This is a genomic window from Natronoflexus pectinivorans (assembly GCF_004345615.1).
Lineage (GTDB): Bacteria > Bacteroidota > Bacteroidia > Bacteroidales > Marinilabiliaceae > Natronoflexus > Natronoflexus pectinivorans.
In genome coordinates this window covers 619,707-635,308 of record NZ_SLWK01000001.1, presented here as the reverse complement: position 1 = coordinate 635,308, position 15,602 = coordinate 619,707, and the positions used below count along the sequence as shown (strand labels likewise).

14 protein-coding genes and 1 tRNA gene are annotated in these 15,602 nt (G+C 39.7%); 10 read left to right on the top strand and 5 right to left on the bottom strand.

Features of this window, described 5'->3' with window-relative positions:
- Positions 1 to 73: 73 nt before the first annotated feature.
- From EV194_RS02300 to EV194_RS02290, 3 genes are all read left to right on the top strand, one after another.
- Positions 74 to 2,101, top strand: a complete 2,028-nt coding sequence (locus tag EV194_RS02300; protein ID WP_132431673.1) for a transketolase family protein — start codon at positions 74 to 76, stop codon at positions 2,099 to 2,101.
- A gap of 222 nt (positions 2,102 to 2,323) precedes the next feature.
- A complete protein-coding gene (locus tag EV194_RS02295) occupies positions 2,324 to 3,376 on the top strand; it encodes a hypothetical protein (protein WP_132431671.1) in 1,053 nt (350 codons plus the stop codon).
- Positions 3,377 to 3,415: 39 nt separating this feature from the next.
- Complete coding sequence (locus tag EV194_RS02290) at positions 3,416 to 4,498, top strand: glycosyltransferase (RefSeq protein WP_132431669.1); 1,083 nt, start codon at positions 3,416 to 3,418, stop codon at positions 4,496 to 4,498.
- Here EV194_RS02290 and EV194_RS02285 read toward each other — a convergent pair whose 3' ends face one another.
- Positions 4,499 to 4,969, bottom strand: coding sequence for a DUF417 family protein (locus EV194_RS02285; RefSeq protein ID WP_132431667.1), 471 nt, complete (start codon positions 4,967 to 4,969; stop codon positions 4,499 to 4,501). It abuts the gene before it with no gap.
- A gap of 149 nt (positions 4,970 to 5,118) precedes the next feature.
- Positions 5,119 to 5,193, bottom strand: a tRNA-Ile gene (locus EV194_RS02280).
- Between the two features lie 92 nt (positions 5,194 to 5,285).
- Between EV194_RS02280 and EV194_RS02275 the strand changes: the two genes are divergently transcribed.
- Positions 5,286 to 5,900 carry an HAD family hydrolase gene (locus EV194_RS02275; protein ID WP_132431665.1) on the top strand — a complete coding sequence of 205 codons (615 nt, stop codon included), beginning with the start codon at positions 5,286 to 5,288 and terminating at the stop codon, positions 5,898 to 5,900.
- 3 nt (positions 5,901 to 5,903) lie between these two features.
- On the opposite strand, the gene EV194_RS02270 is transcribed toward EV194_RS02275, so the two are convergent.
- The 3 genes from EV194_RS02270 to EV194_RS02260 form a co-directional block, all read right to left on the bottom strand.
- Positions 5,904 to 6,320, bottom strand: coding sequence for an SPOR domain-containing protein (locus EV194_RS02270; RefSeq protein WP_132431663.1), 417 nt, complete (start codon positions 6,318 to 6,320; stop codon positions 5,904 to 5,906).
- A 259-nt stretch (positions 6,321 to 6,579) separates the two neighbouring features.
- Positions 6,580 to 7,533: a lipocalin family protein gene (locus EV194_RS02265; RefSeq protein WP_132431661.1), complete on the bottom strand. Its 954-nt coding sequence runs from the start codon at positions 7,531 to 7,533 to the stop codon at positions 6,580 to 6,582.
- Between the two features lie 129 nt (positions 7,534 to 7,662).
- A complete protein-coding gene (locus tag EV194_RS02260; protein ID WP_132431659.1) occupies positions 7,663 to 8,661 on the bottom strand; it encodes a hypothetical protein in 999 nt (332 codons plus the stop codon).
- Between the two features lie 323 nt (positions 8,662 to 8,984).
- Here EV194_RS02260 and EV194_RS02255 point away from each other — a divergent pair, with 323 nt between their 5' ends.
- The 6 genes from EV194_RS02255 (at position 8,985) to pstA (ending at position 15,566) form a co-directional block, all read left to right on the top strand.
- Complete coding sequence (locus EV194_RS02255) at positions 8,985 to 9,503, top strand: YfiR family protein (protein WP_132431657.1); 519 nt, start codon at positions 8,985 to 8,987, stop codon at positions 9,501 to 9,503.
- Between the two features lie 125 nt (positions 9,504 to 9,628).
- The gene (locus tag EV194_RS02250; RefSeq protein ID WP_165921778.1) at positions 9,629 to 10,765 is read left to right on the top strand and encodes an OprO/OprP family phosphate-selective porin; all 1,137 of its coding nucleotides are present in this window, start codon (positions 9,629 to 9,631) and stop codon (positions 10,763 to 10,765) included.
- A 320-nt stretch (positions 10,766 to 11,085) separates the two neighbouring features.
- Positions 11,086 to 12,201 carry a phosphate ABC transporter substrate-binding protein PstS gene (gene pstS, locus EV194_RS02245; protein WP_132431653.1) on the top strand — a complete coding sequence of 372 codons (1,116 nt, stop codon included), beginning with the start codon at positions 11,086 to 11,088 and terminating at the stop codon, positions 12,199 to 12,201.
- A gap of 213 nt (positions 12,202 to 12,414) precedes the next feature.
- Complete coding sequence (pstS, locus tag EV194_RS02240) at positions 12,415 to 13,569, top strand: phosphate ABC transporter substrate-binding protein PstS (RefSeq protein ID WP_207915866.1); 1,155 nt, start codon at positions 12,415 to 12,417, stop codon at positions 13,567 to 13,569.
- A gap of 71 nt (positions 13,570 to 13,640) precedes the next feature.
- Complete coding sequence (pstC, locus tag EV194_RS02235) at positions 13,641 to 14,624, top strand: phosphate ABC transporter permease subunit PstC (protein WP_132431651.1); 984 nt, start codon at positions 13,641 to 13,643, stop codon at positions 14,622 to 14,624.
- Between the two features lie 81 nt (positions 14,625 to 14,705).
- On the top strand, positions 14,706 to 15,566 hold the full coding sequence (gene pstA, locus EV194_RS02230) for a phosphate ABC transporter permease PstA (RefSeq protein WP_132431649.1): 861 nt from the start codon (positions 14,706 to 14,708) through the stop codon (positions 15,564 to 15,566).
- The last annotated feature ends 36 nt before the right edge of the window (positions 15,567 to 15,602 follow it).

The following is a 15,602-nucleotide window of genomic DNA, read 5'->3' as shown; positions in this document are numbered from 1 at the left end:
TCCATAAATGTCCACCTATAACTACATAATAATGAATTAAATTTGCATAAATCTTAAATAATAGTCACAAAACATGAGTAAAGAGATTGGAATAAGAGCTTCAGATAACATTCGTATATTGTCTGCAGCAATGGTAGAAAAGGCAAAATCAGGTCATCCCGGTGGAGCTATGGGCGGTGCAGATTTCGTGCACATCCTATTTTCAGAATTTCTAAACTACGATCCCAACGACAGAGGCTGGATCAATAGAGATCGCTTCTTTTTGGATCCTGGTCATATGTCACCCATGCTATACTCTATTCTGGCACTAACCGGAACATATACCATGGAGGAACTGGCCAACTTCAGACAGTGGGGCAGTCCAACACCCGGACACCCAGAAGTTGATATCCCTCGCGGGGTTGAGAATACATCAGGACCTCTGGGACAGGGTCATACCATGGCCGTTGGAGCTGCTATAGCTGAACGTTTTCTGGCTGAACGTTTTGGAGAATGGCTTCAACATAAAACCTATACTTTCATTTCTGATGGTGGTATTCAGGAGGAGATTTCTCAGGGAGCTGGTAGAATAGCCGGTTATTTGGGATTGAGCAACCTGGTGATGTTTTATGACAGCAACGATATACAGCTGTCAACTGAAACCAATGCTGTAACCATTGAAGATACAGAAAAAAAATACGAAGCCTGGGGTTGGAAAGTTAAAACAATTGATGGGCATAACCATGATGAAATAAGAGCTGCTTTAAAAGAAGCTGCTGCTGAAACAGAAAAGCCTTTCCTGATTATAGGAAAAACCATTATGGGTAAAGGTGCTGTTAAAGAAGATGGAACATCTTTTGAAAAGATGGTAAGCACACATGGACAGCCTTTGAGTGCGGCTGGTGCCTCTTTCGCAAAAACCATTGAAAATCTTGGTGGTGATGCTGAGAATCCTTTCGTAATATTCCCGGATGTGGCTGAATTTTACGCCAAAGTAAATGAAGAGAAAGCAAAAATAGCTCGTGAACGCAAAACTGCACAGCAAGAGTGGGAGCTTAAGAATCCTGAACTAGCGGCTAAATTTAACAAATTCTTCTCAGGAGAAGTGACAGGATTTGACTTCTCTGCTATTGAACAGAAAGCCAATGATGCTACCAGATCTGCATCAGCTAAAGTTTTGAGTGAATTTGCAGGAAAGGTTGAAAACATGATCGTTATGTCTGCTGACCTTGCAAACTCTGATAAAACTGACGGTTTCCTAAAGAAAACAACTTCTTTCACAAAAGGAGATTTTTCAGGGTCATTCCTTCAGGCAGGTGTTGCTGAGTTGACCATGGCTGCCATTGCTAACGGTATGGCGTTGCACGGTGGAGTTATTCCTGTATGTGGTACTTTCTTCGTGTTCAGTGATTATATGAAGCCTGCTGTTCGTTTGGCTGCTTTAATGGAGCTTCCTGTTAAGTATGTGTGGACACATGATGCTTTCAGAGTAGGAGAAGATGGCCCTACGCACCAACCGGTAGAACAAGAGGCGCAAATCCGTTTGTTGGAAAAACTGAAAAACCACAAAGGCCACAACAGTATGTTGGTTGTTCGTCCAGGCGATGCCATTGAAACCACAGTTGCATGGCAAATGGCTATGGAGAATAATGCCACACCTACTGCATTGATTCTTTCTCGTCAAAACATCACCAATCTTCCTGAAAATAGTTATGAGAAGTCTCTTCAGGCCAAGAAAGGTGCATACATTGTATGCAAAGATGAAGGAAAGATTGATGTTGTTCTTGTTGGAAACGGCTCTGAAGTATCTACACTTGTTGAAGGTGCAAAATTATTGCGTGAGAAAAAAGGGTTGAAAATCCAGATTATCTCAGTACCTTCAGAAGGTTTGCTAAGGAATCAACCAAAAGCTTATCAGGATGAAGTATTGCTTCCCGGAACGCCTAAGTTTGGATTAACCGCTGGTCTTCCTGTGAATCTTGAAGGGCTTGTAGGTGCCGATGGAGTTGTAGCAGGATTGGATCATTTCGGATATTCTGCTCCTTTCACGGTGTTGGATAAAGAGTTTGGTTTCACCGGAGAGGCGGTATTTGAAAAAGTTGTTTCTCTGCTGAATAAATAGCAGATTTTATAACAAATATTTATTGCACTACAACGGGACGGCTTCGCGAAGCCGTCCCGTTTTTTATATACCCTTAAGAATTATTGTATAAAAATTGAATCTTATAAACAAAATGAGCAATTATCTGAAAAATAACTATATTTGCTTCTATTGAGAGATTATTGATAAGATATTTGTTTTTATTAAATAATAATAATCCGCCATTCACAAAAACTGTTGAATATGGAAAATTATTTACTGGATCTGATTAAAGAGAACAATCGTATAATTATTCCCAATTTCGGAGCATTTATTGTTTCCCGAGAAAAGGGTCAGAATATATTGTTTAATAATTTTTTGAGCTTTAACGACGGCTTGCTCATTAGTCATATTTGTGCGGTTGAAAGCATTGATTCTGCTGCTGCTGCTCAAAAAGTTGAGGAGTATGTCAATACCATCAAAAGCTCTTTGGATTCCGAGGGAGTATATACCATAAAAGGTATTGGCGTTTTTACTAAAGATGATAATGGAGTTTTAAGATTTGAGCAGGAGGCGAGTGCCGCTCAGGAAACTGATTCGTTAAAATCCCATACATTGGAAAATGTGGACGGCACAGTTATTTCCGATGAAGATTTATTGGATCTGGATACTGATGATGTTGAGGATAAAGCCATCAGACCAAAGGAGATTCCTGATGAACATAAAAAATATACTGCACCTGTGACACCTCCGGTTGAGAAGAAGCCTGTAGAGCCAAAACCCCAGCCGGTTAAAGAAAAACCGGCAGTTGTTCAACCCAGAGTGAAATCTACTGTAAAGGAAACTAAAGAGAAGGTAATAGTGGAAAAGAGAGACCGGTTTCCGGTTTGGCTCATCGCGCTGATCATTGTCCTTTTACTGCTTTTGGCAGGAGCATATTTATGGTTTTTCACATCCTTGTTTGTTAAAGAAGAAATTCCTGTAGAACCGGAGCCAATCGAGATAGTTGAGGAGCCTGAGGTGGTTGAAAAAGAGCCGGTTGAAACAGAGACAGAGAAGGAAATTGTTCCACCAGTTATAGGAACTCGTCAGCACCATGTAATCGTAGGAAGTTTCAGAGAGGAAGCACCTGCCATTCAAATGATGAACAGACTTTCTGAAAGGGGAGTAAAGACAGCCTCCATTCTGCCTTACGAGGGACGATTTCTGGTTAGTGCAGAGTGGTATCCTTCGGTAAATCGTGCCTTGCAACGACAGGAAGAGCTACTGGATGAGTTGCAAATGGAGAATTGGGTTCTCTCGCTCACCGTTAGGTAGCGTGGATGCGATACAGGTTTTTGCCTGAATAATTTCGTTATGATGGAAATTTTACTGCCTGGCATAATTGTTTCCTACGCTTTGGTTATTCTGCTGTTGCGTTACGGTTGGTACAGTAAAGCTGATATTGAATACAAAGATGTAAATTGTAATCTGTTTATATCTGTAATCATTCCTTTTAAAAACGAAGCCGAAAATTTGCCGTTGATATTGAGGCAAATTGAAAAGCAGAGTCTTCCATCTGAAAAGTTTGAATTGATTCTGGTGAATGACCATTCAACTGATGATTGGCATCAACGGATACTTAATCTTTCAAACCTGAAAATTATTAATTCACAAAATTGCGGTAAGAAAGCGGCAATTGCCACAGGAATTGATCAGGCACAAGGTCAATATATTGTCACCGCCGATGCAGATTGCGTTATGGGGGAGGAGTGGCTGGAATCTATTGCTAAGTGGATTCGATTAACCAATGCTGATATGCTGGCAGGTCCTGTTACAATTGAAAGTGACGGGTCGTTTATTCAAGATTTTCAAGCCATTGATTATTATGCATTGCAAATATGTGGTGCAGGTGCAATTCAACTTGGACATCCTCTTTATTGCAGCGGAGCAAATCTTGTTTTTAAAAAGAATCGATGGATTGAATTGAATGGGAAACAGGATGGAAAACATATCGCATCGGGTGATGATGTGTTTTTAATGCACGCTTTTAAGACGGCAGGATTGAAAATTGATTTTCTAAAAAGTAGCAAAGCCCTTGTTTACACAAGGGCTTTATCTGAATGGTCTATGGTGTTGCGTCAACGATCCCGTTGGGGCGGAAAAACAACAACATATAGCGATTTGAGCTCAAAAATATTGGCAGTTTTGGTGTTGTTTACCAATTTGTCACTTTTAATCCAACTATTTTTAATCCCGTTTTATACTCAATTTATCCCTATCCTTCTCTCAAGTTTCATCATAAAATACGCTGCTGATGTTTTAATTCTTTCATCAGGAAAAGGTTTTTTCCATGTTAAATTAAAGCATAAACGAACACTGGTTTTCTCTGTTCTGCATCCGTTTTGGATTGTATTGGCAGCATTTCATGGCTTTTTCAGAAGCGATTCCTGGGACTGATTAATGGTTGTTGGTTTTTCTGAGTTTCCCGCCAAGTACTATCCCCGCTGATACCAATACCAGATTCTTAATAATATATTGTCCTTCTAGCGTAGGTGCATAAGGCACACGTGTAAATACATCCTCCGGAAATAGGAAAATGGGGGTAAATGTACCTGCCATTTGAAGAAACAGTAAAAACAATGTTTCACGCATGAATTTACCAGAAATCAGACCAATTCCAATCAATACTTCCCATAGAGCCAACCCATTTATGATTAAAACTTCCGAGATTAAACCAAAGGTCATTTTGTCAATGGTGTTTACTGCCAAATCATGAGCGGGACTTAGTCCCGGAAAAAATTTTAGAATTCCGAACCAAAAGAAGATGATTCCAATGGAGATTCTTAACAGTAAATATCCATTTCTTGACATCCATTCAATGATCACCGGATCAACTTTTTGATACCACTTACCTCTTAAAATTGTCATGTTTTTATAGTTATATGTCCACAAACTAAACATTAAGAATGTCTGATTGGTTCATTTTTATTAAGGAAAGAAAACATGGTGAAATGGTAGAGATTGTTGCAGGAATAAAAAAAGGATTACAAAACAGAGTTTGTAATCCTTTATGACGGTGGGCCCAGCTGGGCTTGAACCAGCGACCCCCTGATTATGAGTCAGGTGCTACTAACCAACTGAGCTATGGGCCCTAAAAACAAATATTGTATATTTGTTTTTCGCGATGCAAAAATACAAAGAAATTCGAGATAAGAAAGTAATATCAAAATAAAAAATTACCTGAATGAAGATTTTAAACATCATTTTTGACTTGGGTGGAGTTATAATTGACCTGGACGTTGAGAGAACTTACAAAACTTTTAAAAACTACATAAGCGATAAATACCTTGAATTAGAGTATGGGTACATAAAGCATCCTGTATTCAGACAATATGAAACAGGAGCAATTAGTGACGATGAATTTATTGGAACACTGGTAAATTTAGCTGGTAATGAAATCACAGCGCAACAAGCTGTTGATGCCTGGAATGCCATGTTGGTTCAAATTCCTGATGAAAGAATCAGGCTGCTGGAATCACTGAAAAGTGATTACAGGTTATTTATTTTGAGTAATACCAATGAAATACATACACAAAAGTTTGAATCCATGGCAAATGGTTATAATAAATTAAGTGATTTATTTGAATCGGCCTGGTATTCACATTTAATAGGAAGCCGAAAGCCTGAGCGGCAGGCATTCCAAACGCTGATAGACAGGTGTAATATACTTCCCGAAGAAACTCTGTTTGTAGACGATTTGGAGAACAATATAAGTACAGCCCGCGACATGGGTTTTCAAACGCTCCATGTTACTCGCGGGCTGAATATTGTAGAATGGTTTAAAGACAATCCTTTATAAGAATTATCTTTTTACAAGTAACCAAACATTTTCTTTTCCTTCCTGGTTTCTTTCGTTGTTAAGGGTTCTTAGTGCCTCTCTTTTGTCATTAAATGACATATATGAAACCCGGTAGAAGTTGCTATTTGGACCATGATTGCGTTGAATGATTTCTGATCGCATCCCTCTGTTTAGTAAATCCGATTGGCAACGTTGTGCGTTGTCGTATTCAACAAAACTGGCCGCAATTAGAAAGTATTTGTCAGGTTCAGGCACATATACCGGTTCTTCAACTACTTGCTCCTGATATAACGTGTCAGGTTCAGCAACTTCGACTACCTCTTCTATAACTGGCTCTGGTGGAGGGGCTTTTTCTGCTTTTTCTTTACACGCACCAAATGCCAATAGAGCAATTCCTGTTATTAGAAATATTCCTTTCATAATAATTTGTTTTAGGGGTATTCTTCAAATTAATACACAAATATACTGCATAATAAAGAAGAATGCATATTTCCAGACTTTTTTTATTCATTTTCGAATGGTATCATTTTTTCTTTCGTTTTGGAGTGCTCGTGGCTTTAAAACTGGAGCTTCTCTGATTTCAAAAAAAATTGCACCCAATCCGAGCAGTATTATACTGCTCGGATTGGGTGCGATATGGTCTATATAAATAAGAATTGTGAAATTCTCATTTTAGTGGTTACTCAGCCTCTTTGACTTCCAGGCTAAAACTTAATTCATCATCCTCATTATATCTGAAGACCTCAACATAAATATATCCTGTAGTGGTTGTAAGCTCTTTTGAATTTCCTTCAATTAGCTCATTGTCTCTGTCGCGTATCCGGAACTCTGTTTTTTGGTTTATACCATCGATGGGGAAAGGAACATCTGTTACCAATACTTGCAGGTATTGCAACCTCGACGGTAGATCAGAAAAATCCGTACTGACGTTGAAAACCCTTACATTATAGGTTTTGTTTGGTTCAGCTTTGATGTAATAGCGATACTGCGTAATTTGTGTATCCAAAGTATCCACTATGTTTTGAGTTGAATTGTCAATTACTTGATTCAAATTTATGCGAACAGGATTGCTATTTGAGCCTTGTGCACTGTTTTGATCGTGCAAATCTTCTAAATTTCCAGAGTCTGGCTGATCCTGATCTCCATTTTGGTCTTCATCTTCATCATTGGGTTCATCGGCCACTGGAGGCTCAACTTCCCTGATCTTTTCAGAGATTATCACCAATTCCTCACCTTGAACTGCTGTTGACAGCTTTTGAGTAAGCTTATTTCCATTGATTATAAAGTGGGTTCTTTCTACTCGCTCACTTCCGGTGTAGCTGATAATTAAAGTATCCCTGTTTATCGAATAGCTTCCGGTTTTTGTATATTGATCTAAAGTGTCTTCATTGTTCTTAACCTCGTAATAGGTGTAAAGGTTATTATCAAACAGCATGTAGGGCTGTATATTCTCATTATCTTCAGGGAACATAATGACCCAACTGTCATCTTCATTGCTTTGAAACCTTTCTTCCAGTATCTTCCATAGACCTTCAATACGGACGACTTCTTCTTTTTTGCTGTCGCTGCTGCAGGAGGCAAGCACAAAAACCAGTGCCACGGAAAGAAGGATGTATTTAATATATATTTTCATGAGCTTCTAATTATTTTTTAAGGTCGTAAAGATTATGCCGCCACACTTTCCGTTGTGAGCACATATTGACAAAGTCAATATGTTGGCGCGTTTCTTTGCTGTTCCCTTATTGGTTTTAGGTGAATTGATTTATTCTTGTTCTGTTATTTCAAGTTTGAATTGGATGCTCTCCTGAAAACTGAAAAATTCGATATACAAACATTCTGTTGCAGGAGTTACGGTCATTTGACCCGATGTTTGGTTGTAATGAAATCTGGACTCCTTTAAAATATAGTCGGTTACAAACTCCTCTTTAATGATGACATCCATATAATGATACTTTTCGTGAATGTCCTCATCATAATCGGCAGATATTTCAGATATTGATATGTTGTACTTTGCGTAAGGTTTAACCTGAAGATAGTATCTGTATAAGAATCCATTTTCAGTATCATCAGGTAAAGCTCCTTCTACAATTACATCCGATTCAATCAACTTAGGATTCAATTTTGATCCAACTCTTGCATCTCTCTGGTGCCTTGCTGCACAAGTAGGGATATCCTCATCATCTCCGTTGTCATCCTTATCTTCGTTCTCTTCATCTTTGTCGTCATTACCGTCATTTTCACCATCACCCGGAATAGCGTCCCATTGGGCAACCCGTTTCTTTAAGGTGGGGTGGTCATCGTACATCAAAGTTAAAGTTGTGGTATTGATGAGGTATTCAGCCGTAGTTTGTTTACCATTTATTGAAATGGTTACAATATTACCTGAAACAGAATATGATCCTTCTTCGACGGTTTCTTTTTCGGAATCTTCTATCTTAATTTTACTGTATTTAAGATTCTCAAAAATAAGATATCTCTGCACCTGATCGCTTGAATGGTATTTCTCTGTTTTATAAGGTCTCTCAACAGAGCCATTATCTTCTCCTTCATTGTCTGTTTCATCGTTACCGCTATCCGTATCCTTGAGACCAGATGAAGTATCCGAAGAAACATCGGTATAAATTTCTTCCTCAGAAATTCTCCAGATTCCTTCAATGTAGACTGTGTCATCAGACTTTTTACTGCTGCTACAACTTTGAACAGATGCCACTAAAAATGTACAAATGATGGCAAAAGAGGTGATTTGTAAAATGTTTCTCATTTCGATTATAAATTTGTTTGTTAAGGTTCCCATTATTACGTATTTGGTTCGCAAAGGTTATATTTTTTTTAATACTCAAATCATTATAGCACTAACATTTTCTATTTAATCGATAAATAATTCTCTGTCGAATATGCGCTTACTGTGTTGAATTGAGCCAATAAATTAACGGTTTTGTAACACGATTTTTATCCGGGGTTAACCATTTGAACATAGATTTGCATGCGTCAATTTATTATACAACGCAGCTCTCACAATTCTTTCGAAAAGCTTTTTTTAATTGGATGATTTATAAAAGGTGAAACCCAAAACATTAATTGAATATGAAAAAACTATCTTTATTTATTATTTTAATGACACTGCCAATGCGGTGGTTGTCGGCTCAGGATGCAAACCTGAAGGCGTTTTATACCCTCAATCTTATTCGTTATGTTGGTTGGAATCAAAAGGCTTTAGACGGAGATTTTGTTATTTCTGTTGTTGGTAACAAAGACGTTGCTGAGCAACTTCGGATACACTCAGCGGGAAAGCGTTTTGGTCATCAGTATTATGCCATTAGAGAGTACGATAAGGTAGAAGATGTAAATTTTGGACAGGTGGTTTTTATTGGTAATGATATCTCTTTGTCGACCAACAGCCGGCAATTGCTTGAAAAAGCACGAAATTTTGGTGTACTTATTATTACCGAATCCGAAGGGATGATTAATCAGGGTGCTGCAGTTAATTTTGTGCACCGCGATGAGGGGTTACGCTTTGAACTTAACGCTAGAAACGCGGGATATGCAAACCTACAGTTCAGCTCCCGGCTTGAAGCGATGTCGGCTGCCATTAACCTTCGATAAAATATTGTTGTATTTTGTAACCATATTGTAATATTTCTGAAATAAGTGTGTAATTATTTGAAAATAGTTTTGTCATGTGAAACTAAAAAACAATGAAACAACTTTATTACTTTAAATCGACAAAAATGAAGAAATTATTATTTAGAACAGCAATTTTGAGTATGCTGTTATCAGTAATCATGACAAGCAATATTGAAGCACAGGAATTCAGAATTCGCGGACGTTTGCATATGGATTCTTTTTTCGGACTTAGTGACGCAGAAGAGTTTTCAAACGGGTTTAATAACCGCAGAGCTCGTTTAGGTGCAGGTGGTACAATTAATGACAAATGGGATGGTCGCATTGAATTGGATTTTGCTGATGAAAGTCTTAGTGCTAACGATTTTCGGTTGAGAGGAAAATTTGGCGAAAGCGGACGTTTATGGATTGGCCAATTTAAGGTTCCTCAAGGGTTAAACCAGCTGACCAGTTCTAACGAGATTACATTTATCGAAAGATCTTCCATCAGCAATATCATTGCTCCGGCTCGTAGAATGGGTGTTGCTTTTGAACAAGGTTTTGGCGATGCAGGATTTAAAACCATGGTATTTGGTCGCGCTTTGGGAGAGAGAGGTATTTTCCAAACAGATGAAGATGGCTACCATAACAACATGCCACTTGGTATTGCTTTGCGCGGATTTTACGGAGCCCCTGTTGGCGAAGGTGTATTTCACGTAGGTGCTTCGGTAGTATATGAAGATTTTAACGACAACAACGGACTCCGCTTACGCGATCGTCCGGAAGCACGTGACTCCAGAGGAGGAGCAGTTCGCTTAATTGATGTCAGCCTTCCAAATGCTGAGAATACCACCAAATTCGGTCTTGAGTTGTTATTCATCAGCGGAGCATTCTCAATAGAAGGAGAATATATGCAAATGGGAGTAAGCAATGTAGATATGGATGATGCTTCATTCTCAGGCTACCACGTACAAACAAGCTATGTATTAACCGGAGAAAGTCGCAGTTACTCAAGTGGTGCTGTTGGTGGAATCCGTCCAGCTAATGAGTCTGGCGCATGGGAAATTGCTGCTCGCTACAGCGTAATGGATCTTAATGATGATATTTACCTGGGTGGAAAACAAAGCACCATTACTTTTGCTTTGAACCACTATGTAACAAACCGCCTCAGATTTATGGCCAACGTTATCTATGTTGACATCGACAGAGGTGACTATGATAAGAGTCCTCTTCTTGGGGTATTACGAGCCCAGTATAACTTCTAGGGTAAAGTCAACCATATACCTAGCGCGTTTGGCGTATCCCCCTTGGGGGCTAGGGGTGAGCGAGGGAGACAATTCAGATGAAACTTGACATTAGTTTCCGTTCTTTGTAAATAAGCAGGCACTTTTTGTTTAAGTATTTGGTTCAGCTACATTATTAAGTGCCTGCTTATTTTATTCTAATTATTTATATAGAATAATAATTCTATATAAATACCAGCCAATACATTTTTCTAAAGAATTAATTCATTCAAATTTATATGAAACAAGTTCCGATGTTTCGGGATCTGTTTCATAACACCTTCACCAAACAAATTTTAGTTATGAAATCAAGCAAAAGAAAATCATCGTTTTTCGCATCAATTGCCTTATCTGCAGCAATGATGTTTTCTGTTTCGTTAAACACCCAAGCCCAGGCAACCAGAGTTGACTTGCTGGGTGCAGGAGCTTCTTTTCCCGCTCCATTGGTAACCGCAATGGCCGACCAATATCGCACAGTAACAAATGGTCGTGTTACAGTAAACTATCAGTCCATTGGTTCCGGAGGCGGAATTCGTCAGTTCGTGGAGCAAACCATTATGTTTGGAATGACAGAGGCTTTCCTTTCTGATGAAATAGTTGGGAACATTGAGCGTTCAACCGGAGGAAAAGCTTTCAACATGCCCATTACTCTTGCCGACGTGGTTCCTACTTATAACTTACCCGGAGTTGATAAAGGTTTGGTATTTAATGCTGAGCTATTGGTTGATATTTATCTTGGAAAAATCACCAGATGGAATGATGCCAAAATCAGAGCGCTTAACCCCGGAAAGAATCTGCCAAATCTGCCTATTACTGTCGTTCACAGATCTGACGGTTCAGGAACTACCAACATCTGGACGAGCTATTTTACCAGAGTGTCCGACGAGTGGAAAAACCGTGTTGGAATGGGAACCAGCGTAAACTGGCCAACAGGTGTAGGCGGAAACGGTAACGAAGGAGTTGCCGGAGTGGTTAAAAATATGCCTGGTGCCATCGGTTATAACAGTTTGGCATATGCAATATTAAATGATCTGGCTTATGGTTCTGTTATCAATGCATCAGGAAACACCATAGAGCCCAGTTTCGCTGCTACCACCGAAGCTGCAAACATTGAATTACCTGATGATACTCGCATTCTTTTCACCAATACCCCAGCTCCCAATGGTTATCCTATAGCTGGCTTTGCCTGGATGTTGGTTTACGAGCATCTTGATAAAAACAACGCCATCACCAATCGTCGTCAGGCTGAAGAGTTAATTCGCTTTTTAATCTGGAGTATTACCGATGGACAGGAATTGTCTGAAATGTTAGGATATGCAAGATTACCTCAAGCTGCCATTGACAAAAACAAAGCCATGATTAAGCAAATGAAGTGGAGAGGAGAGTTGATTGGTCAGCAAATATTGAATGAAAAATAGCCAATCTGAATGTAACATTATATGTTTAAAACCGGAACGTGAAAACGTTCCGGTTTTTTTAATCGAAAGTAAATCAGAGAAATACAAGTATTCTATTGTAACAATTATGTAACAAATGTGTAACCATCTGGTAATAATTGCACCATAATATTGTAATTGAAAATAAAGAGGTAACGGCCTCTCACAAATCAGAAATTTCAAAATAAAAATGATATGCAAAAGAGAAATTTAAGAAACTTATTGCCCGTGATGGCAATCATGTTATCAGTAGCTATTTTTTCTGCCTGTGGCGGAAGGTCAGGTTCTGAGAGTTCAGATGAAAGAAGAGCTGCAAGAGCCGCACGTGTGGATGTTCTGGGAGCAGGTGCTTCTTTTCCTGCACCACTTGTAACTGCTATGGCTGATGAGTATCGTCAGGCAACTGCAAACCGTGTTACCATCAACTATCAATCGATTGGTTCAGGTGGAGGCATTCGTCAGTTTGTTGAGCAAACCATCATGTTTGGGATGTCAGAAGCATTTTTATCCGATGAGGTAATGACCAATGTTGAATCAAGCACAGGCGGAAGAGCATTTAATATGCCCATCACGTTGGCTGACGTTGTTGCTACATACAATCTTCCCGGAATTTCCAAAGGTTTGATTTTTAACTCTGAAGTTTTAGTTGAGATATACCTTGGAAAAATTACCAGATGGAATGATGCAAAAATTAAAGCGTTGAATCCGGATCAAAATTTACCAAACCTACCCATTACTGTTGTTCACCGTTCAGACGGTTCAGGAACCACAAACATCTGGACCAGTTATTTTAGTCGGGTATCTGATGAGTGGAGAGACCGCGTTGGAATGGGAACAAGCGTAAACTGGCCTGTAGGCGTTGGTGGAAATGGAAATGAGGGCGTTGCCGGTGCTGTTCAGAACACTCCCGGAGCCATTGGTTACAACAGTTTATCTTATGCCTTATTGAATAATATGTCTTACGGATATGTTATAAATGCAGCCGGGAACGTTATTCCTCCTTCTTTTGCAGCGACAACTGAAGCTGCAAACATAGAACTTCCTGCGGATACACGTATTCTATTTACAAATACTCCTGCACCTCAAGGATATCCAATTGCCGGCTTTGCCTGGATGTTGGTATATGAGAATCTTGATAAGAATAACGCTATTGCTAACGAATCAGAGGCAGTAGAACTTATTGAATTCCTGATTTGGGCTATTACCGACGGACAGGAACTTTCTGAAGGATTGGGTTATGCACGACTTCCTCAGGCTGCCATCGACAGAAATTTTGAGATGATTAAGCAGTTGAAATGGAATGGCGAAAAGATTGGTGAAAAAGTTCTTAACAGAGTTCTTAATTCATAGATAAATTAATTAAACCGATACTGCACCATGGGAGCAGTATCGGTTTGGTTTTATATTCAGATTGGAAAAAAATGAACGAATCTACAAAGGAGATACTGGAAAGGCCTTTGCACGGGGTTTATAGATGGTGGGGAGATCGGGTTTTTCTTGCCGTAGCTGTAATACTTGGAATTTCGATTATTGCACTTGGGGTCACAATGGCCTGGGTACTCTTCCGCGAAGGAAGTATGGCCATCAATGAGTTTGGAGTGTGGGGATTTATGAAAGGAAGAGTATGGGATCCGGGTGTAAATTTTGTTTTTGGTGCGCTCCCCTTTCTTTTTGGTACTTTGGTTACCAGCATTGGAGCATTGGCCATTGCCTTTCTGCCTGCCATTGCCATTGGGATATTTATAGCTGAATACGCTCCCCGCTGGCTGGGAGGAATTATTGAGAACCTTATTCATCTGATTGCTGCAATCCCCAGTGTAGTAATTGGTATTTGGGGAATATTTGTTTTCGCGCCCTGGATGCGCGAAAAAGTATATATGCCTGTTTTTTTATGGGCATCTGAAAATGCTCCTTCGCTGCTTCCAATCATTGGCACACCCATTGGCTATGGAATGACTACAGCGACTATAATTTTGGCGTTGATGATTATTCCTTATACAACAGCACTAACGAGAGACGCCATTCGCCAAGTACCAAAAGAGCAGAGAGAAGCTGCATATGCTTTAGGTGCTACAAAGTGGGAAGTGATTCGCATGGCTGTTTTGCCTTATGCAAGAGGTGGAATTTTATCGGGAGCCATTCTCTCATTTGGTCGAGCCATTGGTGAAACCATGGCGGTTGCCATGTTAATTGGAAATAAAAACACATTCCCATTCTCCATTTTCGGACCGGCAGCCACCATGCCATCGGTTATTATAAACGAATTCAGGGAGGCAGTTGGGAATCTGCACTTATCAAGTTTAATGGCCGTTGGATTGGCCTTGTTCGTGATTTCGTTGATAGTTAATCTTATTGCAGCATATATTATTAGAAAACATTCAATAACCGGAGGACAAGCAGTTTAGAACCAACTGTGAGCTTTCGGATACAATAGCTTAAGGACACTTTGTCCCATAGAACGGAAGACAAGGACAAATAATATTCAGATGAAGACATTAAGAAGAAGACAAATACAGGATAAAATAATGGAGGGGTTGCTGGTGGTCAGTACCATTACCATCTTGATTCCTCTGCTCATTATAATTGCTTATGTTGTTTACAATGGCTTTGGAGCGCTTAACTGGAGTTTTTTTACCGAAGAGCTCGGGTCACCTGCCAGGGCTATGCAGGGACAGCCAACAGGATTGGTTCATACCATGATTGGAACATTGGTAGTTGATTTCATAGGGCTTGTTCTAGCGGTTCCAGTAGGAGTAGGTGCCGGTATTATGTTGTCAGAATATCCGGAGCATAAACTGAATCCAATTCTGCGAATTATGAACGATACCCTGAATGGCATGCCTGCCATTTTGAAAGGATTGTTGGCTTTTGCTTTGATTGTGAAACCCATGGGAACATTCTCCGGCCTGGCTGGAGGGGTGGCTCTCGCGTTTGTGATGATTCCTATTATTGCAAGAACCACAGAAAGTTCTCTGATGACCATCCCATGGTCAATTCGTGAAGCTGGATTAGCAATCGGGTTACCTCGTTGGAGGGTTGTTTTGTCAACTGTAATGCCTGCGGCCAAAACCGGACTGGTTACCGGATTCCTTATCGCGTTTGCACGAGCAGCCGGAGAAGCGGCACCGCTGATGTTTACCTCTTTCGGGAACAATTATCTCCCCAACCATTGGACAGGAATGATTTTTGGCCCTGTTGATACTTTGCCGCAACGGCTTTACAGTCTGGCCATCAGTCCATACGCACAATGGCATCAGATGGGATGGGCAGCGGCCATCGTATTGCTCTCTTTTGTGATTATATTATTTGTCACTGCACGGTTATTAACACGTCAAAAGAATTACTAAAATGGAATTACTTTCAATGGAAAATAAGGTAAAAAC